Genomic DNA, 21,260 nt, shown 5'->3' on the forward strand with positions numbered 1-21,260 from the left:
TTCCGCAGGAAGGGCTCCGACCTCAAAGCACCGCACGAGGGCCGGACGCCGCAAGGCCTCCGGCCCTTTCTGTTTCAGCCAATCTGCCGCCACTGCCCCGGCTGCAGGTCGTCCAGCCGGTAAGGCCCCATCGACACGCGGACCAGCCGCAGCGTCGACAGGTTCACGGCCGCGGTCATCCGCCGCACCTGGCGGTTGCGGCCCTCGCGGATCGTGATCGCCAGCCAGCTGTCAGGCACGGTCTTGCGGAAACGCACCGGCGGATCGCGCGTCCACAGCGACGGCGCCGGATCGAGGCGTTCGATCTTCGCCGGCAGGGTCGGCCCGTCGTTGAGCACCACGCCGTCGCGCAGCTGTTGCAGCTGCTCGTCGCTGGGCGTGCCTTCCACCTGCACCCAGTAGGTCTTGTCGGCCTTGTGCTTCGGGTCGGTCAGCTTGTGCGCCAGCGTGCCGTTGTCGGTCAGCAGCAGCAGCCCCTCGCTGTCATGGTCCAGCCGGCCGGCTGCATACACGCGCGGCGGCAGGCCGAACCCGGCCAGGGTCGGCCGCGGCGGCACGCTGCGGTCGGTGAACTGGCAGAGCACGTTGAAGGGCTTGTTGAAGGCGATCAGCATTGCGGGCACGGCAGGCGGCGGGTAGGGCATTGTCCCATTCCCGCGTTGCCGCCGCGATCATCGGCTACTCAGCCGAAGACCTTCCTTTCCATCAACAGCGCAACGAGCACCAGCACGACGCCGCACGTGGCGGCCGCGTTGGCACGGTACCGCAGCCGCGTTGCCGGTGGGCAGGCCCTGCGCGCACGTTCGTCCCACAGGCCACCAACGAGCAGCGCCGCAAATCCTGCCGCCGCCACGAGGTCATGCACGTGACCCGCATGGAGCACGAAGTCGTACAACCGCGGCAGCGCCATCAATGCGAAGGCGAAGTACAGCACTTTCTTCAACAGCACACTCCATTGACGGCAGCGCCGGGCATTGCCCGGCGGCTACCCATTCCGTCCAACACCGCGGGCGCAGCCCTGCACCCCACCTTACGGCTTGATGAAGCGCAGGGTCATGCGGTCGCTTTCGCCGATCGCCTGGTACTTCGCATCGTCGGCCTTGTCGTGCTGGTTGGTCGGCGGCAGCGTCCACACACCGTTCGGGTGGTCCTTGGTGTCGCGCGGGTTGGCGTTGACCTCGCTGCGCGCGTCCAGCTTGAAGCCGGCGGCCTCGGCCATCGCGATCACCTGCTGCTGGCCGACATAGCCGGTGTCATCGTCGTCGGCCACATCGGCCTTGGCGCGGTGCTCGACCACGCCCAGCACGCCGCCCGGCTTGAGCACGTTGAAGAAGCCCTGGAACATGCCCTGCGCCTGACCGGCCTTGCGCCAGTTGTGCACGTTGCGGAAGGTCAGCACCACATCGGCTGAACCGGCCGGGCCGAACACCGGCTTGGCCGGATCGTAGGCGACCACGGCGGTCTTGCCGAACTGTGCCGGCGCACCGGCGTACTTCTTTTCCAGGCTGTCGCGGCTACGCTGCTGGTAGTCACGGCCGCGGCCTTCGGGCACGGCCATCGGATCGACCACGGCGGCGACGTAGCGACCCTTGTCATGCAGCAGCGGCGCCAGGATCTCCGAGTACCAGCCGTTGCCGGGGGTGATCTCGATGACGGTCTTTTCCGGTGCCACCTTGAAGAACGACAGCGTCTGCGCCGGATGACGGAAGCCATCGCGCTTGGCGTTGCTGGCATCGCGGGTCGGCGCCTTCACCGCCGCGTCGATGGCCGGCGAGACCTGGATCTTCGCCGGCGCTACCGTGGCCGGTGCGGCGAACGCAGGAACAGCAGCGAGCAGGGCCGAAGCAAGCAGCAGTCGGCAACCACGCAGGGACGAAGCAGGCATCATCGGAACGACTCCAGCGGAAGATGCGGCGAGACTAGCAGCCGCAGCGTCCCAGGTGTTCACAAAACGTTAGCCGCATGCCCGTCGCGGAACACTGTTTTGTGGTCACCGCCGCAGCACGGTCACACAACGCGTTTTATTCTGGAGCACTTCCCCCAAGGAGTCCGTGCCCATGACGGCAACCCGCGAACTGGGCCGTTCCGGCCTGCATGTACGTCCGCTCGCCTTCGGTGGCAACGTGTTCGGCTGGAGCGCCGATGAGAAGGCCAGCTTCGCCCTGCTCGACGCCTTCGTCGATGCCGGCTTCAACCTGGTCGATACCGCCGATGTGTATTCGGCGTGGGTGCCGGGCAATGCCGGCGGCGAATCGGAAACGCTGATCGGCAAGTGGTTTGCCCGCAGCGGCAAGCGCGACAAGGTGGTGCTGGCGACCAAGGTGGCCAAGTGGGCCGAGCGCCCCGGCCTGACCCCGGACAACATCAATGCGGCGGTCGAGGATTCGCTGCGCCGCCTGCAGACTGACGTGATCGATCTGTACCAGGCCCACGAGGATGACGAGTCGACACCGCTGGAAGCGACCCTGGCCGCGTTCGGCCGGTTGATCGAAGCCGGCAAGGTGCGTGCGATCGGTGCTTCCAACTACAGCGCCACGCGCCTGGCCGATGCGCTGAAGGTGTCCACCGACTACAAGCTGCCGCGTTACGAAACCCTGCAGCCGGAGTACAACCTCTACGACCGCGCCGGCTACGAAAAGGAACTGGAACCGCTGGTGCAGCGCGAACAGATCGGCGTGATCGGCTACTACGCGCTGGCCAGTGGCTTCCTCAGCGGCAAGTACCGCACGCCGGCTGATGCGGCAAAGAGCCCGGCGCGTGGCGAAACAGTGGTGAAGCGCTATCTGAACCCGCGCGGCCTGCGCATCCTGCAGGCGCTGGATGACGTGGCCAGCAAGCACAGTGCCAGCGCTGCACAGATCGCACTGGCGTGGCAGATCGCGCGGCCGTCGATCACCGCACCGATCGTCAGCGCGACCAGCGTCGAACAGCTGCACGATCTGCTGGCAGCGGCCAACGTAGCGCTGAGCGTGCAGGATGTCGCGCAGCTGGATGCCGCCAGCACAGAAGCCTGAGTTGTAGTGCCGGCCGCTGGCCGGCATTGCACAACAGCGAAGAAAACAATTGAACAAAATGGTTGCACGCGACTAAATCGTGGTTTATCGTGCGCACCTCGTTTCAACAACCACTGGAAACTTCCCTTGAACGCGCATTCCGTCGCCATCGCCAAACAGCTGCCATGCCTGCGCATGGACGGGCCGGCGCGCGCGTTCGGCAAGGAAGACCAGCTGACAACGGCCTGATACCCGCCCTGCGGAGATCGGCCACCCCGATCTCCGAGGCCTGACGACGCCCTCGGAACGCAAGTCCCGGGGGCGTTTTCGTTTGCGTCGGCACAAGGACCCGCGATGCCAGAACTGCACCCCGCGCGGCGACCCGCCGCTCACTGACCCAGGTTTTTCTGCCCCGCCGAAGGATTTACTTCGCGCGACCGGCAACGCCTGGACATTATCTGCATTGCACCCAAACATTATCGCTCGCCGATAATGTCGGTGGCCTGCACCCTCGATTCTCCAACGGTCCCGTTTCAACCACGGGCTGGTGCGCGCGGCATTGCCGTGGCGCATGCCGGAGGTCGCGGACATGCCATCGCCTGGATCGCCTGCTGGAGGCAGGCACCGGTTCGCCGGTACGCGGTTCGATTCCGCGCGGTCCCCAACTGGATAGCTCAGCTTGGTCAGAGCAACGGATCCGTAATCCGTCTGTCGTGGGTTCGATTCCCACTCCAAACCACATGACCTCTCACGTCATGACTTGAAGCAACACCCGGGGCGCAAGCCCCAGCGGCCATCGTCGCCGGTCCTGCGAACGCCTTCGGGCACCACAGGAAGGGCAACGGACCGCACGCCGGGCCTCGGCCTGTCACCACCATCGCTCCCGTTCCGCTCCGGCGCTGTCTGCCGGCAGGAAGGGTAGTAAGGGGGATGACGCACCGCAGGCTCCGCGCGTGGACCGTCCGCCGATGGCCGCCCTCTTCCGCCGCCTGCACGTGATGTGCAGGCGGCCTCGCCACGACCGGATCGACCCGGGTCATGGCGATTCATCCGCAACGGGTCGAACCACCAGAGCCATACAAGGAGAGACTCCCATGTTCTGGACCATCAAGGTCGTGATCGGCGACGGCGAGCGCGGCCTGGTGTATCGCAACCGTCGTTTCCAGCAGATCCTGCTGCCGGGCGTGCACCGCCTGTCGCCGTTCGGCGGCCGGCCGCACGTGGACATCCACACTGCATCGAAGGGCGCGGCCTATACCGGCAGCGACCAGGACAGCCTGATCGAAGCGCTGGGCGCACAGCTGGACACGCACTTCGTGCTGGCCAACGTCGGCGCCAGCGAGGTCGGCCTGTTGCTGCGCAACGGCCGCATCGATGAAGTGCTGCCGCCGGGCAGCCGCCGTCTGTACTGGCGCGGTTCGGTCGATACCCAGGTGCAGGTAGTGGCGTTGGGTGACGAGCCGCGCATTCCGGTGGACGTGCAGCAACGCCTGGGCCAGTTGGGCGTGCTGCCGCGTGTGGCGGTGATCAGCACCGTGCCGAGCGAGTCGGTGGGCCTGCTGTTCATCAATGGCACGCTGCGGCAGACGCTGGACGCCGGCCTGCACGCGTTCTGGAACTTCAACGGCAACGTGTCGGTGGAGCGTGTGGAACTGCGTGCACGTTCGCTGGACGTGTCCGGCCAGGAGCTGCTCAGCCGCGACAAGGTGACCCTGCGGGTGAACCTGGCCGCGACCGTGCAGGTGGTCGACCCGGTGCGTGCGCACCGCACGCTCAGCAACGCCGATGAGTTCGTCTACCGTCAGCTGCAGTTCGGCCTGCGCCAGGCGATCGCGGCGCGCAGCCTGGACGAGTTGCTGGGCGACAAGGCGGCACTGGACGGCGAGATCGCTGCCCATGTGCAGGCGACGATCGAGGGCCACGGCGTGCGGCTGCTCGGCGTGGGCATCAAGGACGTGATCCTGCCGGGCGAGATGAAGGAGATCCTCAACGGCGTGGTGCTGGCCGAGAAGCAGGCCCAGGCCAGCGTGATCCGCCGCCGCGAGGAGGCCAACGCCACGCGTTCGCAGCTCAACACCGCAAAGCTGATCGAGGACAACCCGGTGCTGATGCGCTTGAAGGAGCTGGAGGCACTGGAGAAGGTCACCGAGAAGATCGACAAGCTCACCGTGTTCGGCGGCCTGGATGGCGTGCTGAAGCAGCTGGTGACGATCAGGTAGGGGGTAGCGGCGGCGCAGGGACGCGCCGCCGGCCCATCAGGGACAAACACGAAGACATGGACACTCAACACAACTATCAATGGCTGCATGCCGAGGGCACCACGCCGATCAAGGGCTGGGTCAACGGGGTGCCGCTGGAAGCGCAGGCCCACGAGCAGCTGCGCAACATCGCCGCGATCCCGTTCGTCGGACCGTGGGTGGCCGTGATGCCGGACGTGCACCTGGGCAAGGGCGCGACCGTGGGCTCGGTGATCCCGACCCGTGGTGCGATCATCCCGGCTGCGGTCGGCGTCGACATCGGCTGTGGCATGGCGGCGGTGCGCACCACGCTGCGCGCCAATGACCTGCCCGATGACCTGCGGCAGCTGCGCAACAGCATCGAGCGCAGCATCCCGGTCGGCAATGGCCGTGGCGGCGAGCATCACCGCATGCCCGACAGCATCCACACCCGGCTGGTGCAGTCCGGGCTGGCCGCCGGGCTGGAGAAGATCAAGGACAGGCACCGGAAGATCCGCACCGACAAGCTGGACCGTCAGCTGGGCACGCTGGGCGGTGGCAACCACTTCATCGAACTGTGCCTGGACGAGACGGATACGGTGTGGGTGATGCTGCACAGCGGCTCGCGCGGCACCGGCAACCTGATCGGCACCTACTTCATCGAGAAGGCGCGCGAGGAACTGGCGCGGCGCGTGCTGGGCTTCCACCTGCCGGACAAGGACCTGGCGTTCTTCATGGAAGGCGAGCCGCTGTTCGATGACTACGTCGAAGCCGTGTCGTGGGCGCAGGACTACGCCCGGCAGAACCGCGAGGCGATGATGTCGCGCGTGCTGGCCGAGATGCGCCACCGGTTGCCGAAGTTCCAGCTGGCGGCGATGGCGGTGAACTGCCACCACAACTACGTGCAGAAGGAAACGCACCACGGCCAGGAGCTGCTGGTGACGCGCAAGGGCGCGGTCAGTGCCCGCGAGGGCGAGCTGGGCATCATCCCCGGCAGCATGGGCACGCGCAGCTACATCGTGCGCGGCAAGGGCAACGCGGACAGCTTCCACAGCTGCAGCCACGGTGCCGGCCGGGTGATGAGCCGTGGCACGGCGCGCCAGCAGATCACGCTGGCCCAGCACCGCGAGGCCACCGCGCATGTGGAATGCCGCAAGGACAGCGGCGTGCTGGACGAGTCACCGGCGGCGTACAAGTCGATCGATGATGTGATGGCCGCCCAGCTGGACCTGGTCGACGTGGTGCATACCCTGCGCCAGGTGCTGTGCGTGAAAGGATGATGGAGCGATGCCGGCCACGGCCGGCCTCTGCCAGGGCGGCACGTCATGTCGGGGGTCAGAGCCCTTTCTGCGAAAGGGATCTGACCCCGAGACATTCAGCGCGGCACGCTGTCTTCGCCGACCAGCGCGTGATGCACGCCGATGCCGGCGCGCACGCCCTCGGCGGTGGCCAGCGTGATGTTGCCGACCGTCGTCGCATCGCCTGCCGCATACACGTTCGGCACCGACGTCTGCTTCATCGCATCCACCTCGATCAGCACGCCCAGCGGGCTCTCGACCAATGTGCAGCCCAGCTGCTGCACCAATGGCGTGGCCATTGCCTGGGTGGCCGGCACGAACAGCGCACGCTGGGCGATGCGGCGGCCGTCGGCCAGCTCCACTTCCAACCAGGTCGGCTGGTCGCCCTGCACGCCCAGCACGGGCGACGTCTCGATCTGCACGCCGCGCTGCTGCATGGCGGCCAGCTCCTCATCGGTGATCGGCAGGCCCTGGCTGAAGAAGGTGACATTTCCCCAATCGGCGAACAGTGGCGCCTTGCTGGCGGACATCGGATGGCCACCGAGCAGGCCGATGGCACCTCCGCCCACTTCATAGCCATGGCAGTAGGGGCAGTGCAGCACGGTGCTGCCCCAGCGTTCGGCCAGCCCCGGCAGTTCCGGCAGCTGGTCGGCAATGCCACTAGCCAGCAAAAGCTTGCGTGCGGCCAGCACCTGGCCGTCAGCAGTATGCACTTCCACGCCCCCTGCGCTGGCGGTGGCCTGCACCGCCTCGGCGTGCAGCCAGCGCACGCTGGGGTAATCCAGCAGTTGTTGGCGCGCGGTCTTCAGCAGCTCGGCGCCGCTGATGCCATCCAGCCCCAGCACGCCATGCGAATGGCTGGCGAAGCGGTTGCGCGGCAATCCGGCGTCGATGACCGTAACCGGGCGACGGGCACGGGCCAGGATCAGGCCGGCGGCAATGCCGGCATAGCTGCCGCCGACGATGAGCACATCAGGATTCATGGTGACCTTCCAGGGAACGGTGATGGGCGAGATGGCGGGCGAAGTCGGCGCCAAGCTGGTCCAGCGTGGTCGCCTGCAATCGCTGTTCAAGCATCCGTTGTGCCTCGCGTGCGCCCTCCAGCAGGGCGCTGTTGACCAGCTGCTGGATCGGACAGCCGCCGCCGGAATCGCGGGCGCCGACCTGCACCAGCGGAGGTGCCCCCACCGCCAGGTAGATGTCATGCAGCGTGATGGCTGCCGCATCGCGGGCCAGCTGGCTGCCGCCGCCGTGGCCACGGGTGCTGCGCACCAGGTCGGCCTTGTGCAGCTGTGCCAGCAGGCGGCGGATCACCACCGGATGGGTCGGCAGGCACGCCGCCAACTGCTCGGAGGTGCGCGGGGTGGCATGGCCGACCAGATGCGCCATCACGTGCAGGGCGTCGGAAAGGGGATTCGCGGATTTCATGTAACAACCATAGTTACATTTAAATCCCCTGTCGAGGGTCTGCTTTCGTTCCATATGGACACATATGTCCTATGAAATATCTCCTTCACATCGCTAAACGAAACGGGAATGTGATACAAGTCCCACTTCAGAGGGAGGTGGCAGCGGTCGATACCGAATCGCCCCTTCCCGAGAGTCCCTCCCCATGAATGCGTCTGTCCGTGCTCCGCGCCTGCAGTCCAAGCTGCTCGGCGCGGTTTCCGTTGGTCTTGCCGTGGTCCTGCTGTGCGCTCTGGCGGGCCTGGCCTCCGCCTGGTTGAAGCTTTCCACCGAGGTTCCGCCCGAAGTCGCGCACAACCGCGACGCCGAACGCCTGCAGCGCGAGTTCCGCGGCCAGGTGCAGGAATGGAAGAACGTGCTGCTGCGCGGCCACGACGACGCGCTGCGCCAGCGCCATCTGGACGCCTTCGACAGCGAGGGCCGCCTGGTCGAGCAGCTGGCCAAGGGCCTGCTGGCCAGCCCGGACGCGCGCACGCGTGAACTGGCACAGGCCTTCATCGGCCTGCACACGCAGCTGCAGAAGGACTACCACGCTGCCCTGCAGGCGTTTGCGGAGGCCGGCTACGATCCCGCCGCCGGCGACAACCTCGTGCGCGGCAAAGATCGCCCGGTGGCTACGGCACTGGATGCATTGAGCACGCATGCCACGCAGGTGGCGGAGGCGGCCGTGGCGGCGCGCTCGCAGCAGGCGCGGCAGACACTGCTGCTGTGCGCAGCGCTGACCGTGCTGGCCGCCGTGCTGTTGCTGATGGGCCTGGCCTGGTGGCTGCGGCGTGCGGTGGTGCAGCCGGTGCTGGCGGTGGAAGCCGCTGCACGTGCCGTGGCCGCTGGTGATCTGCAGCACGTGGTGCAGGTGCGCAGCCGCGACGAGATCGGTCGCCTCGCCCAAGCGATGCAGGCGGTGCAGTCCACGTTGCGCGGCGTACTGGACGCACAGGCGACGATGGCGCAGGCGCATGACGCCGGCACCATCAGCCATCGCATGGATGCCAGTGCGTTCCCGGGCGCATTCGGCGAAATGGTCGCCGACAGCAATGCACTGGTCGATGCACATATCCAGGTAAAGCTGCGTGCGATTGCAATCATGGGCCGCTACGCCATCGGTGACCTCAGCCAGGATATGGAACGCCTGCCCGGCGAAAAGGCCGTGATCACCAACGCATTGGATACGGCCAAGGCCAACCTCGGTGTGATCAACGGCGAGATCCGCCGCCTGGCCGAAGCCGCTGCCGCCGGTGACTTCAGCCAGCGCGGCGACAGCGCACGCTTCGAGCATGATTTCCGCGCGATGGTCGATGGCCTCAACCGCCTGATGCAGACCACCGAGCTGAACCTGGGCGAAGTTTCCAGCATGCTGCGCGCGATTGCCGACGGCCGCCTCGGCGCTCGCATGCACGGTGATTTCCAGGGCGTGTTCGCACGCATTGCAGGCGACGCCAACACCACGGCTGCACAGCTGGCGACCATCGTCACCGACATCAAGCACGCCTCCGGCAACATCCACACCGCGGCGGCGGAAATCGCCGCCGGCAACAACGACCTGTCACGCCGGACCGAACAACAGGCGGCCAATCTGGAGGAGACCGCGGCATCGATGGAGGAACTGACCTCCACCGTGCGCCAGAACGCCGAGCACGCACGCCAGGCCAACCAGCTGGCCATCGGCGCGCACACGGTCGCCTCGCAGGGCGGCAGCGTGGTCGGCCAGGTGGTGGCGACAATGGGCGCGATCGAGACCTCGTCGCGGCAGATCGCCGAGATCATCAGCGTGATCGATGGCATCGCGTTCCAGACCAACATTCTGGCGTTGAATGCCGCGGTGGAAGCGGCACGCGCCGGTGAGCAGGGCCGCGGCTTCGCGGTGGTTGCCAGCGAAGTGCGCACCCTGGCACAGCGCTCGGCCGGTGCCGCCAAGGAGATCAAGGCACTGATCGAAGCCTCGGTGGAACAGGTCGGCCACGGCGCGCAGCGCGTGCGCGAGGCCGGCGACACCATGGCCGAGATCGTGGCGTCGGTGCAGCGCGTGACCGACATCATGGCCGAGATCTCCGCGGCCTCGCAGGAACAGAGCGCGGGCATCGAACAGGTCAGCCAGACGGTGATCCAGATGGATGGCACCACCCAGCAGAACGCCGCGCTGGTGGAAGAAGCCAGTGCCGCCGCACGCAGCCTGGAACAGCAGGCGAACCGGTTGATCGATGCAGTGGATGTATTTGATCTGTCGACCACGGCAGCAGCAAAGGACGCGCTGGCGCGCGCGGCCTGACGGATTTGGTTGCCGGCCAGCGGCCGGCACTACCCTCGTGATGAACGGTAGTGCCGACCGCTGGCCGGCAACCCCACCACGACCTCAGCGCAGGTAACCGCTCTGCGCCATCGCTTCACCCAGGTAATCCAGGAACGAGCTGATCCGCGCCGACACTGCGGTGTTGCGGTAATACACCGCATGGATCGGCTGGTACACGTCCAGCGTCTGTGCCGCCAGCACCGGCACCAGGGTGCCGGCGGCGCGGTCGCGGTCGGTCACGAAGTCGGACAGGCAGGTGATGCCCACCCCTTCCACCGCCAACCGGCGCAACGTCTCGCCGCTGGACACCGCGATGTCCGGGCGCACCCGCAGCAGTCCATCGGCATCGCCCGGCAGCGGCCAGTGATTCAGCGATTCCGGTTCGTTGAAGCTGAGCAGCGTGTGCTGGCCCAGCGCGGCGACGCTGGTCGGTTCGCCGTGCGCCGCCAGGTAGGCCGGACTGGCCACCAGCCGCAGCTGGCAGCGGCCCAACGGTCGCGCATGCAGGGTGGAATCGGCCAGCGGACCGATCCGGATCGCCAGGTCGGTGCGCCGTTCCAGCAGGTCGATGTAGCGTTCGGAGCTGTTCAACTCCAGCTGCACCTCCGGGTAGCGCGCGCGGTACCCGGCCACCAGCGGCGCGATCACGTGCAGCACGAACGGCATCGCCGCATCCACGCGCAGGCGCCCGGCCGGGCGCTCGCGGCGGGCGGCCATCTGTTCCTCAGCCGACTCCACCGCATCGATGATCGCCCGTGCATGGCGCAGGTAGGCCTCGCCCTCGGCGGTCAGGTGCAGGCGGCGCGTGGTGCGGGTCAGCAGGGTGGTGCCCAGCTTGTCCTCCAGCCGCCCCAGCGCACGGCTGACGCCGGAGGGCGTCTGCCCCAGCTGCTCGGCCGCGGCGCTGATCGAACCGCTGTCGATCACCGCCAGGAACGCCTGCATTTCATCGAGGGTGGTTTTCATGGCGCCATTATTGACCACGAGGCAAGAGTGATTGGCGTGACGATGGGTTTTTAGGCAAAGGTGCGCCGCGCACACTGCGCGCCTTCCTTCCCTCTGGAGCCTGCCATGATCCGTGGCATTCCCCTCGCCCTGCTGGCCCTGACCCTCGGTGCCTTCGCCATCGGCACCACCGAGTTCGTCATCGTCGGCCTGATCCCCACCATCGCCGCCGACCTTCAGGTCAGCCTGCCCTCGGCCGGCCTGCTGGTCTCGCTGTATGCCCTCGGCGTGGCCATCGGCGCGCCGGTGCTGACCGCGCTGACCGGCCGCGTGCCGCGCAAGACCCTGCTGGTGGCGCTGATGGTGCTGTTCACCGTCGGCAACATCATCGCGTTCATGGCACCGGGCTACACCTCACTGATCGCTGCACGCATCCTTACCGGCCTCGCCCACGGCGTGTTCTTCTCGATCGGTTCGATCATCGCCACCGCGGTGGTGCCGAAGGAGAAGGCCGCCAGCGCGATCGCCATCATGTTCACCGGCCTGACCGTGGCGCTGGTGACCGGGGTGCCGCTGGGCACCTTCATCGGCCAGCACCTGGGCTGGCGCGCCACCTTCCTGGCGGTGGCCGCTCTGGGCGTGATCGCCCTGCTCGGCGCGCTGCTGTTCGTGCCGCGCAGCGTGCCGCAGAGTGCGCCGGCCAGCTTCCGCCAGCAGCTGGCCGTACTCGCCCAACCCCGCCTGCTGCTGGTCTATGCGATGACCGCGCTGGGCTACGGCGGCACCTTCCTGGCCTTCACCTATCTGGCGCCGATCCTGCAGGACGTCACCGGTTTCTCCGCCAATGCGGTCAGCCTGGTGCTGCTGGTGTACGGCGTGTCGGTGGCAATCGGCAACCTGTGGGGCGGGCGCATGGCCGACCGCATGGGTCCGGTGCCCGCACTGAAGCGCATCTTCGCCCTGTTGGCCGTCGTGCTGTTCGTGCTCACCTTCACCGCCTGCAACACCTGGCTGATGCTGCTGACGGTGCTGGCACTGGGTGCGGTGGCGTTCGGCAACGTGCCCGGCCTGCAGGTCTACGTGGTCAAGCAGGCGCAGCGCTATGCGCCGCAGGCCACCGACGTGGCCTCGGGGCTGAACATCGCCGCCTTCAACATCGGCATCGCGCTGGGCGCCTCGCTCGGCGGCCTGGTGGTGGAGCACATCGGCCTGATGCACACGCCGTGGCTGGGCGCGCTGGTGGTGGTGGGTGCGTACGCATTGACAGTGCTCAGCGGCCGCCTGGACCGCCGCGACGGCATCGATGACCGCGCCGATGGCATCGCCGTGGGCGCGCATTGAGATAAGTCATGCCGTGCCGGCGCCCTGCCGGTACGGTGGTGCAATGCACCGTTGCCGGCACGCATGCGGCCACTGGCCTACCCTTTGCCGGATATTCGCATCCCTCCCCTCTGCTGGAGCTCCCCATGACTGTCCCCGCCTTCGGTCTCGGCACCTTCCGCCTCAAAGACCAGACCGTGATCGATTCCGTGCGCAATGCGCTGGATGTCGGCTACCGCGCCATCGATACCGCGCAGATCTACGGCAATGAGGCCGAGGTCGGCCAGGCCATCGCCGATTCCGGCGTGCCGCGCGAAGAGATCTACCTGACCACCAAGGTCTGGATCACCGAGTTCAAGCGCGAAGCGCTGCTGGCAAGCCTGCGTACCAGTCTGGACAAGCTGCGCACCGATCATGTGGACCTGACGCTGATCCACTGGCCGTCGCCGAACGACAAGGTCGACGTGCCGATGGAGGAGTACCTGACCGCACTGGCCGAGGCCAAGGCACAGGGTCTGACGAAGGCGATCGGCATCTCCAACTTCACCATCGCGCAGACCCGCAAGGCGATCGGCATCCTGGGCGCCGATGCCATCGCCACCAACCAGATCGAGATCCACCCGTACCTGCAGAACCGCCTGCTGGTGAAGTTCCTGCAGGACAACGGCATCCACATCACCGCCTACATGAGCCTGGCCTATGGCGAGGTGATCAAGGACCCGGTGATCCAGGCCATTGCCGGCCGCCACCAGGCCACTCCGGCGCAGATCGCGCTGGCCTGGGCGCTGCAGCAGGGCTTCTCGGTGATCCCGTCGTCGACCAAGCGCGAAAACCTGTCGGGCAACCTGGAAGCGGCAGCGATCCGCCTGACCGACGAAGACATGGCGCAGATCGCCAAGCTGGACCGCGGCCATCGCCTGGCCAACCCGGAAGGTATCGCCCCGGCCTGGGATTGATCCCACTGCGGCTACGGCTCGGAATCGGTAGGTGCCGACCTTGGTCGGCACTGACCTCTGATCGATCATTGAAACACCGTGCGGACCAAGGTCCGCACCCACCAGAAGCGGCTTTGGCCTAGCCCTGCAACAACCACCCACGCATCGCCGCACTCACTTCGTCAGGTTTCTCCATCGGTGCCAGATGACCGCAATCGGGCACCACCACCAGCTGCGAGTGCGGCACCATCGCGTGCATTTCCTCGCTCACTGCCAGCGGCGTGATGCGATCGTTGGCCCCGCAGATGATCAACAGCGGATCGCGGTAGCCAGCCAGCACGTCATGGCCGTCACGGCGTTCCAGCGCGCTCTGGCGCAGGAACACGTCCGCGCCCAGGCGAGCGGTCATGTCGCGCACGCGCTGCACCAGCACGTAGTCATCCAGCCGCGAGGCGTCGATATAGCTGCGCATCAGCGCATCGCCGAAGCCGTGGAACTTCCCCGGCAGGCGCACGCTGGCGCGCTGGCTGCGGCGCTGCTCGGCGCGCTCCGGCGAGTCGGCGTGGATCGAGGTATCGACCAGCGCCAGCTGCAGCACGCGTTCCGGCGCGATGCGCAGAATCTGCTGGGCGACGAAACCGCCCAGCGAGAAACCGGCCAGCGCGAAGCGCTCCGGCGCCTGCGCCAGCACATCCTCGGCCACCGCCTGCAGGGTTTCGCCGCGGGTCTGGTCGCCCACCGTGCAATCGGCGATGTCGGCCAGGTCAGCCAACTGTGAGCGCCACAGCTCGGCGTCGTTGAGCAGGCCGGGCAGCAGCAACAGGGGGGTACGGTCGGTCATGGGGGTATTGTCGCGCCGGTGCGGTGGCAAGGACATGCCGTGGCTGGCCCTGTGCGTTGCAGAACCGGCCCAGCAGCGCGACGACACGCTAGGATGCAGCCCTCGACCCTACCCGTTCCAAGGATGCGGCCATGGCAGACCCCTACAACAGCGGCAACCCGACGACCTCGCTGGCACGTTTCGACGATTCACTGGTCACCACCGCCTTCGAGTTGCCCGGCCATCGCGTGGTGCGCAACCTGGGCGTGGTGCGCGGCATCACCGTGCGCTCGCGCTCGATCGTCGGCAATTTCCTCGGCGGCATCCAGACCCTGTTCGGTGGCAACATCACCATCTACACCGAGCTGTGCGAACAGGCCCGCGAGGAAACCTACCGCGACATGGTCAAGCACGCGCGGCAGCTGGGCGCCAACGCGATCATCGGCATGCGCTACGACGCCACCGATGTGATGACCGGGCTGACCGAAGTGCTGTGCTACGGCACGGCAGTGGTGGTGGAGCCGGTGCGCTGAGGGGACCGCCGGGCATGGCCCGGCGCTGCCGACGAGGTGGCGGTCAGGCCACCGGCGGCACTGCGGGCACTTCGACCTGCTGTACCGGCAGGGTCACCATCATCACTGTCGGGTCGTCCGGGTCGAGTCTGGTCTTGAAGCCCAGGCTCTGGCACATCGCCAGCATGGTGCTGTTCTCGCGCAGCACCTGACCTTCGACCACGTCCAGGCCCAGCCACTTGGCGTACTCGATCATGATCGCCATCAGCCGCCAGCCGATGCCGTGGCCCTTCAGGTCCGAGCGGATCAGGATGCCGTACTCACCGCGGTGGTAATCCGCATCGGCGTGCAGGCGCACCGCGCCCAGCATCTCGCCACTGCGCGGTTCGATCGCCACCAGCGCGATCGAGCGTGCGTAATCGAGCTGGGTCAGGCGCGCGATGAACTCGTGGCTGAAGTGCTTCACCGACTGGAAGAAGCGCAGGCGCAGGTCCTCGTCGCTGACGCGGGCGAAGAACGCACGGAACAGCGCGTCATCCTCCGGCCGCACCGGACGCACGAAGGCGCGGCCGCCATCGGACAGTTCGATGGTGCGCTCCCACTCCTTCGGGTACGGGAACACCGAGAAGCGCGGATGGCCACGGCCCTTGTGCAGGATGCGCGACGGCGCCACCGCCACGCGTGCGTCGAGGGCGAGGATGCCCTTGCCGTCGACCAGCAGCGGATTGATGTCCAGCGTACGCACTTCGGGAATGTCGGCGGCCAGCTGCGCCAGCTTGACCAGCGCCAAGGCCAGTGCGCGCTCGTCGGCGGCAGGCACATCGCCATAGGCCTTGAGGATGCGCGAGGCACGGGTCTGGCCGATCAGCTCATGGGCAAGGCGCAGATCCAGCGGCGGCAGCGCCAACGCCTTGTCATTGATCACTTCGACCGCGGTACCGCCACGACCGACCACGATCACCGGGCCGAACGTTGCGTCATCGGCAATGCCGACGATCAGCTCACGCGCCTTCGGGCGGACGATGGTCGGCTGCACCAGCAGACCGTCAATGCGCGCATCCGGCCGCAACTGGCGGGCACGTGACAGGATCGCATTGGCCGCGCTCTGCACCGCCGGCAGCGTCGTCAGGTTCAGGCGTACGCCATCGACTTCCGACTTGTGCGGAATATCGGGTGACAGGATCTTCAGTGCCACGCTGGCGCCACGTTCCAGCAGCGGTTGCGCCAGGTCCATCGCCTCGTGCGCATCGCGCGCATGCATCACCGGCGCGGAGGGAATGCCGTAGGCCTTCAGCAGCTCATGCGTGGCCAGTGGGTCCAGCCACTGCTGGCCGTTGGCCAGCGCCGCATCGACCAGCGCGCGTGCGGCCGCCGCGTCGACACTGAAATCCTGCGGCAGGCTGGGTGGCGTTTCCATCAGGGCGTTCTGCGCCTCGCGGTAGCGCACCAGGTGCTGGAAGCCGCGCACCGCTTCGGCCTCGGTCGGATAGGTCGGCACCCGTGCCGCGTTGAGCGTGGCGGTGGCCTGGTCGCCGTTGCCCAGCCACACCGCGAATACCGGTTTGTCGCGGTGATGGCGCGGGCGCAGTCCGAGCGTGCGGGTAAGCGCCTGTGCGGCGTCTGCGGACGACGTGAATGCGGTCGGCACGTTGACCACCATCACCGCATCATTCTCGTTGTCGGCCAGCAGCGCTTCGATGGCCGCGGCGTAGCGGTCACCGTCGGCATCGACCACGATGTCCACCGGATTGCTGCGTGACCAGCCCTGCGGCAGCACCGCGTCGAGCTTCTCGACCGTGCTGTCGGACAGGTTGGCCAGCGTGCCACGCAATGCGATGAGCTGGTCCACGGCAAGGCGGCCGACACCACCGCCATTGCTGAGGATGGCCAGCCGGCGACCGGGGAAGGTGCCCAGCCGCCCCAGCGATTCGGCAGCGGTGAACAGTTCATCCAGCGCGCCGACGCGCAGCAGGCCGGCGCGGTTGAACGCTGCGCCATACACATCGTCGGCGCGAGCCAACGCCTGCACGTGGGTATCGCGGCTGCCTGGCTGCACCCGCTCGGCGCGACCGGACTTCACCACCACCACCGGCTTGGCACGGGCGGCGGCACGCGCGGCCGACATGAACTTGCGCGCGTCCTTGATCTGCTCGACATACAGCAGGATGGCGCGGGTGCGATAGTCGGTGGCGAAGTAGTCGAGCAGGTCGCCGAAGTCGACGTCCATCGTGTCGCCCAGCGACACCACGGCGGAGAAACCGACCGAACGGGCCACGCCCCACTCCACCAGCGCGGCGGCAATGGCGGAGGATTCGGAGATCAGCGCGAGGTCGCCAGCCTGCGGGAAGTGCGCGGCGATGCTGGCGTTGAGCCGCGCGTGCGGCGCAATGACGCCCAGGCAGTGTGGGCCGAGAATGCGCAGGCCATGCTTGCGCGCCACCGTTTCCACCTGTTCCGACAACGAGCCCGGACCTTCGCCCAGGTGCGCGGTGAGGATGATTGCGGCCTGCACGCCGCGCTCGGCAGCGGTGCGCACCACCTGCGGCACGATGGCTGCGGGGGCGGTGATCACCACCAGGTCTGGTACCCAGTCCAGGTCCTTCAGCCGCTTCACAGTGCGGATGCCATCGATCTCGGCGTGCCGCGGGTTGATCCACGCTACCTTGCCGGGGAAGCCCGTGCCGCGCAGGTTGCGCATCACTGCGCGGCCAGCCGAACGCTCACGCGGGCTGCCGCCGATCACCGCGACCGACTGCGGACGGAACACGGACTGCAGGTGGTAGGTACTCATGCGCCTACGGTACCCAAAAAAGGGGACGGAGGGGATTAAGTCGTTTGTGCCACAAACGACTTAATCCCCTCCGTCCCCATTTCTGTTACAGCAGCGTGCCGTGCAGGATCATCGCGGCGATGCTGAAATAGATCACCAGCCCGGTCACGTCCACCAGGGTGGCCACGAACGGGGCCGAGGCACTGGCCGGGTCGAAGCCCAGGCGCTTGAGGATGAACGGCAGCATCGAGCCGGACAGCGAGCCGAAGGTGACGATGCCGACCAGCGCCGCACCGATGGTGATCGCCAGCAGGATCCAGTGCTCGCCGTAGTCATGCAGGCCGCCCAGCTGCCAGATCACGATGCGCACGATGGCAAGGCAACCGAGGATGGCGCCCAGCACCATGCCGGTGGGGATCTCGCGGATGGCCACCTTCCACCAGTCGCGCAGGCGCAGTTCACGCAGCGCCAGGCTGCGGATCAGCAGCGAGGTGGCCTGCGAGCCAGAGTTGCCGCCCGAACTCATGATCAGCGGAATGAACAGGGTCAGCACCACCGCGCGCGCCAGTTCGTCCTCGTAGTGCTGCATCGCGCTGGCAGTCAGCATCTCGCCCAGGAACAGCACGCTCAGCCAGCCGGCGCGCTTGCGCAGCATCTCGAAGAAGCCGATCTGCATGTACGGCTTGTCCAGCGCTTCCATGCCGCCGAACTTGTGCGCGTCCTCGGTGGATTCCTCGATCAACGCATCCAGTACGTCATCGACGGTGACGATGCCGAGCATCTGCTGCTGCGCATCGACCACCGGGATCGCCAGCAGGTCGTGGCGACGGATCAGCCGTGCCACTTCTTCCTGGTCCATCAGTGCGTCCACCGTTACCGGTGGGTTGACCTGGGCCACGTCCAGGATCGACTCCTCCGGCAGGCCGGTGATCAACCGGCGCATGGTCACCACCTGCTGCAGCTGCTGGCTGGCCGGATCCAGCACGTAGATCGCGTACACCGTCTCGCGGGTGCGCTCGACCTGGCGGATGTGCTGCAGGGTCTGTGCCACGGTCCAGCTGGCGGGCACCGCCACGTATTCGGTGGTCATCAGCGCACCGGCGGTGTTCGGCGGGTAGCTGAGCAGCTTCTGGATGGCCTGGCGGGCATCGGTACCGAGCAGCGGGATCAGCCGTGCGCGTTCTTCCTCGTCCAGCTCGTGGACGATGTCGGTGGCCCGGTCATCAGCCATCAGCCCGAGCAGGGCAGCGGCGCGGGCCGGTGGCAATGCGGCCACCAGCTCGCCGCTGCGGTGCAGCTCCGGCGCTTCCAGCATCTTCACCGCACGCGGCAACGGCAGCGCAGCCAGCGTTTCCGCGGCACGCACGAGTTCCAGCGTGTTGAGGAATTCCACCGCGTCAGCGGTGTTGTAGTTCGCCAGCGGTGCGGCCAGGGCGGCGGCATCGGCCACCGGGCGCAGCAATTGCTTCTGGTTCATCGGGTTTGCCTTGTGGGGGTGCGACCTCGCGCAACGCCAACGCAGGCAAACCGTCCCGATGTCAGGCGGTGGCCATCGCTGGCGTCGAACGAGGTCGACTTCTACTGTCGCTGGACATGGGTTGGGGACTCCGGGATGCGTGTGCTGGAGGACGCGCCGCCAGCGGCGGGCAGTCTGGACCCGTGGGCCATGCAGGTCAACCCGCTCCCGCCACGGCAGCACCCTGCCCCGCAGGTTGTTCTCGTGCGTACACGGACCGGCGCGCATAATGGCGCGGTGGTGTTCGCCACGCTTTCCCCACCCGAACGGACGCACAGCGGGCTTCCCCGATGACCAGGTATTCCCATGCATAGCGGTGGTCTGGAACTGGCCCTGGTGCTGCTGCTGGCGGCGGTCATCGCCGTGCCGGTGTTCAAGAAATTCGGCTTCGGCGCGGTACTGGGCTATCTGGCGGCCGGCGTGGTGCTGGGCCCGGACGGACTGGGCTTCGTGCAGGACGCCGACCGCATCCTCGGCGCCGCCGAGATCGGCGTGGTGATGCTGCTGTTCGTGATCGGACTGGAGCTGTCGCCGGCACGCCTGAAGGTGATGCGGCGCTCGGTGTTCGGTGCCGGTGCGGCGCAGGTGGCGCTGTCCGGCCTGGTGCTGGGCGGCCTGCTGCTGCTCGACCACTTCCAGTGGAAGAGCGCGCTGGTGGTGGGCGTGGCGCTGGCGCTGTCATCCACGGCGGTAGGCCTGCAGCTGCTGTCCGAGCACAAAGCGATCAACAGCGACCACGGCCGGTTGGGCTTTGCCATCCTGCTGTTCCAGGACCTGATCGCGATCCCGCTGCTGGCGGCCATTCCGTTGCTGGGCGGGGTCAAGAATGAAACCCTGCGCTGGGAAGATGCGGCCGTGGCCCTGGGTGCGCTGGCGGTAGTGATCCTGTGCGGGCGACCGGTGCTGCGCCGGGTGTTCAGCACCATTGCCCGGACCCGCAGCCCGGAAGTATTCACCGCCACCGCGTTGCTGGTGGTGCTGGGCACCGCCTGGTTCATGCAGGAAGCCGGCCTCAGCCCCAGCCTCGGCGCCTTCCTGGCCGGCGTGCTGCTGTCCGACTCGGAGTTCCGCCACGAGCTGGAATCGCAGATCGAACCATTCAAGGGCCTGCTGCTCGGCCTGTTCTTCATCGCGGTGGGCATGGGCATCGACCTGGACCGCATCGCCGCCGAGCCGTGGCTGATCGCCGCGGGTGTCGGCATCCTGCTGGTGGTCAAGTTCAGCCTGCTGTACGCGGTTGGCCGTGTCGCCCGGCTCAGCCCGCGGCAGTCGCTGCTGCTGGGCAGCGTGCTGTGGCTGGGCGGTGAGTTCGCTTTCGTGGTGTTCAACGAGGCACAGCGCGCGCACCTGCTGGGCAACGCCAACCACGACCGGCTGGTGGCGATCGTCGGCCTGTCGATGGCGATCACGCCGCTGTTGATGATCGCGCTGCTGAAACTGCTCGGCCAGGAGAAAGCCGCTCCGCGCGAGCCGGCGGACGCCGACAAGGTGGCGCCGGACAACCGACCGAAGGTACTGATCGCCGGCATGGGCCGCTTCGGCCAGGTGATCGCGCGCCTGCTGACCGCCCAGAAAGTGCCGTTCGTCGCGCTGGAGGCGAACCCGGACACCGTGGCCGACCTGCGCCGATTCGGCAACCAGCTGTATTACGGCGACCCGACCCGGCCGGAGATGCTGCGCGCGGCAGGCGGCGAGCACATCGATGTGTTCGTGATCACCGTGGATGACCCGGAAACCAATCTGCGCGCAGTGCGCATGGTGCGCCGGCTGTACCCGGATGCCACGGTGCTGGCGCGTGCGCGCAACCGCCAGCATGCGTGGCGGTTGATGGACATGTCGGCTGAGCCGTTCCGCGAGGTGTTCGGCACCAGCCTGGAGATGAGTGGCCGCGTGCTGACTGCACTGGGCGTTGCCCCCACTGTGGCCGAGCGCCACGTGCAGCGTTTCCGCGAGCACGATGAGCAGCTGCTGCGTGACCAGTACCTGGTCTACGACGACGAGGCCGCCGTGATCCAGACCTCGCGCGATGCACGCAACGACCTGATGCACCTGTTCGAGGCCGACGCGGAAAGCGACGACAAGTAGGCGTGACGACCAACGGTCGGCACCCACCACAGATTGCGGTAGTGCCGGCCGCTGGCCGGCAGCCTAGGGATTCCGTAGATCCACGCCATGCGTGGA

At 67.2% G+C, this 21,260-nt stretch carries 17 protein-coding genes and 1 tRNA gene; 9 read left to right on the forward strand and 9 right to left on the reverse strand.

Translation table 11 applies throughout. The features are described from left to right. Nucleotides 1-74: 74 nt before the first annotated feature. The 3 genes from EZ304_RS10625 to EZ304_RS10635 form a co-directional block, all read right to left on the reverse strand. Nucleotides 75-614, reverse strand: coding sequence for a pseudouridine synthase (locus EZ304_RS10625; RefSeq protein WP_142808093.1), 540 nt, complete (start codon nucleotides 612-614; stop codon nucleotides 75-77). A gap of 68 nt (nucleotides 615-682) precedes the next feature. Continuing rightward, nucleotides 683-949 carry a hypothetical protein gene (locus EZ304_RS10630; RefSeq protein ID WP_260678100.1) on the reverse strand — a complete coding sequence of 89 codons (267 nt, stop codon included), beginning with the start codon at nucleotides 947-949 and terminating at the stop codon, nucleotides 683-685. Nucleotides 950-1,030: 81 nt separating this feature from the next. Then, nucleotides 1,031-1,888 (reverse strand): class I SAM-dependent methyltransferase, encoded by an 858-nt coding sequence (locus tag EZ304_RS10635; protein ID WP_142807019.1) that lies wholly within the window; start codon nucleotides 1,886-1,888, stop codon nucleotides 1,031-1,033. A 169-nt stretch (nucleotides 1,889-2,057) separates the two neighbouring features. Here EZ304_RS10635 and EZ304_RS10640 point away from each other — a divergent pair, with 169 nt between their 5' ends. The 4 genes from EZ304_RS10640 to EZ304_RS10655 all read left to right on the forward strand — a co-directional run bounded on the left by EZ304_RS10640 (nucleotide 2,058) and on the right by EZ304_RS10655 (nucleotide 6,489). Beyond that, the gene (locus tag EZ304_RS10640) at nucleotides 2,058-3,014 is read left to right on the forward strand and encodes an aldo/keto reductase (RefSeq protein WP_142807020.1); all 957 of its coding nucleotides are present in this window, start codon (nucleotides 2,058-2,060) and stop codon (nucleotides 3,012-3,014) included. A 644-nt stretch (nucleotides 3,015-3,658) separates the two neighbouring features. Then, nucleotides 3,659-3,732: transfer RNA gene (locus EZ304_RS10645), tRNA-Thr, on the forward strand. A 355-nt stretch (nucleotides 3,733-4,087) separates the two neighbouring features. Continuing rightward, the gene (locus tag EZ304_RS10650) at nucleotides 4,088-5,212 is read left to right on the forward strand and encodes a slipin family protein (protein ID WP_142807021.1); all 1,125 of its coding nucleotides are present in this window, start codon (nucleotides 4,088-4,090) and stop codon (nucleotides 5,210-5,212) included. A gap of 56 nt (nucleotides 5,213-5,268) precedes the next feature. Beyond that, on the forward strand, nucleotides 5,269-6,489 hold the full coding sequence (locus EZ304_RS10655) for an RtcB family protein (protein WP_142807022.1): 1,221 nt from the start codon (nucleotides 5,269-5,271) through the stop codon (nucleotides 6,487-6,489). 95 nt (nucleotides 6,490-6,584) lie between these two features. Here EZ304_RS10655 and EZ304_RS10660 read toward each other — a convergent pair whose 3' ends face one another. Both EZ304_RS10660 and EZ304_RS10665 read right to left on the reverse strand, forming a co-directional pair. After that, complete coding sequence (locus EZ304_RS10660; RefSeq protein WP_142807023.1) at nucleotides 6,585-7,490, reverse strand: NAD(P)/FAD-dependent oxidoreductase; 906 nt, start codon at nucleotides 7,488-7,490, stop codon at nucleotides 6,585-6,587. Continuing rightward, the gene (locus EZ304_RS10665; RefSeq protein WP_142807024.1) at nucleotides 7,480-7,935 is read right to left on the reverse strand and encodes an Rrf2 family transcriptional regulator; all 456 of its coding nucleotides are present in this window, start codon (nucleotides 7,933-7,935) and stop codon (nucleotides 7,480-7,482) included. The genes EZ304_RS10660 and EZ304_RS10665 overlap by 11 nt, the downstream gene beginning before the upstream one ends. Before the next feature lie 184 nt (nucleotides 7,936-8,119). On the opposite strand from EZ304_RS10665, the gene EZ304_RS10670 reads away from it, so the two are divergent. Next, complete coding sequence (locus tag EZ304_RS10670; RefSeq protein WP_142807025.1) at nucleotides 8,120-10,240, forward strand: methyl-accepting chemotaxis protein; 2,121 nt, start codon at nucleotides 8,120-8,122, stop codon at nucleotides 10,238-10,240. Nucleotides 10,241-10,324: 84 nt separating this feature from the next. On the opposite strand, the gene EZ304_RS10675 is transcribed toward EZ304_RS10670, so the two are convergent. Next, entirely contained in the window at nucleotides 10,325-11,227 is a 903-nt protein-coding gene (locus EZ304_RS10675) for a LysR family transcriptional regulator (protein ID WP_142807026.1), read from the reverse strand. 105 nt (nucleotides 11,228-11,332) lie between these two features. Here EZ304_RS10675 and EZ304_RS10680 point away from each other — a divergent pair, with 105 nt between their 5' ends. Beyond that, nucleotides 11,333-12,547, forward strand: coding sequence for an MFS transporter (locus EZ304_RS10680; protein WP_142807027.1), 1,215 nt, complete (start codon nucleotides 11,333-11,335; stop codon nucleotides 12,545-12,547). 125 nt (nucleotides 12,548-12,672) lie between these two features. Next, complete coding sequence (dkgB, locus tag EZ304_RS10685; protein ID WP_142807028.1) at nucleotides 12,673-13,482, forward strand: 2,5-didehydrogluconate reductase DkgB; 810 nt, start codon at nucleotides 12,673-12,675, stop codon at nucleotides 13,480-13,482. A 118-nt stretch (nucleotides 13,483-13,600) separates the two neighbouring features. Here the strand turns inward: dkgB and EZ304_RS10690 are convergent, their stop codons facing one another. After that, a complete protein-coding gene (locus tag EZ304_RS10690) occupies nucleotides 13,601-14,302 on the reverse strand; it encodes an alpha/beta fold hydrolase (RefSeq protein WP_185959172.1) in 702 nt (233 codons plus the stop codon). A gap of 131 nt (nucleotides 14,303-14,433) precedes the next feature. On the opposite strand from EZ304_RS10690, the gene EZ304_RS10695 reads away from it, so the two are divergent. Next, entirely contained in the window at nucleotides 14,434-14,814 is a 381-nt protein-coding gene (locus EZ304_RS10695) for a YbjQ family protein (RefSeq protein WP_049426729.1), read from the forward strand. Between the two features lie 43 nt (nucleotides 14,815-14,857). Here the strand turns inward: EZ304_RS10695 and EZ304_RS10700 are convergent, their stop codons facing one another. Further along, nucleotides 14,858-17,584: a bifunctional acetate--CoA ligase family protein/GNAT family N-acetyltransferase gene (locus EZ304_RS10700; protein WP_142807030.1), complete on the reverse strand. Its 2,727-nt coding sequence runs from the start codon at nucleotides 17,582-17,584 to the stop codon at nucleotides 14,858-14,860. A gap of 85 nt (nucleotides 17,585-17,669) precedes the next feature. After that, nucleotides 17,670-19,040 carry a magnesium transporter gene (gene mgtE / locus EZ304_RS10705; RefSeq protein WP_099551749.1) on the reverse strand — a complete coding sequence of 457 codons (1,371 nt, stop codon included), beginning with the start codon at nucleotides 19,038-19,040 and terminating at the stop codon, nucleotides 17,670-17,672. A 345-nt stretch (nucleotides 19,041-19,385) separates the two neighbouring features. Here mgtE and EZ304_RS10715 point away from each other — a divergent pair, with 345 nt between their 5' ends. Continuing rightward, nucleotides 19,386-21,164, forward strand: a complete 1,779-nt coding sequence (locus EZ304_RS10715) for a monovalent cation:proton antiporter-2 (CPA2) family protein (RefSeq protein WP_099551750.1) — start codon at nucleotides 19,386-19,388, stop codon at nucleotides 21,162-21,164. Nucleotides 21,165-21,260 lie beyond the last annotated feature (96 nt).

Source organism: Stenotrophomonas maltophilia (assembly GCF_006974125.1).
GTDB classification, from domain to species: domain Bacteria; phylum Pseudomonadota; class Gammaproteobacteria; order Xanthomonadales; family Xanthomonadaceae; genus Stenotrophomonas; species Stenotrophomonas maltophilia_O.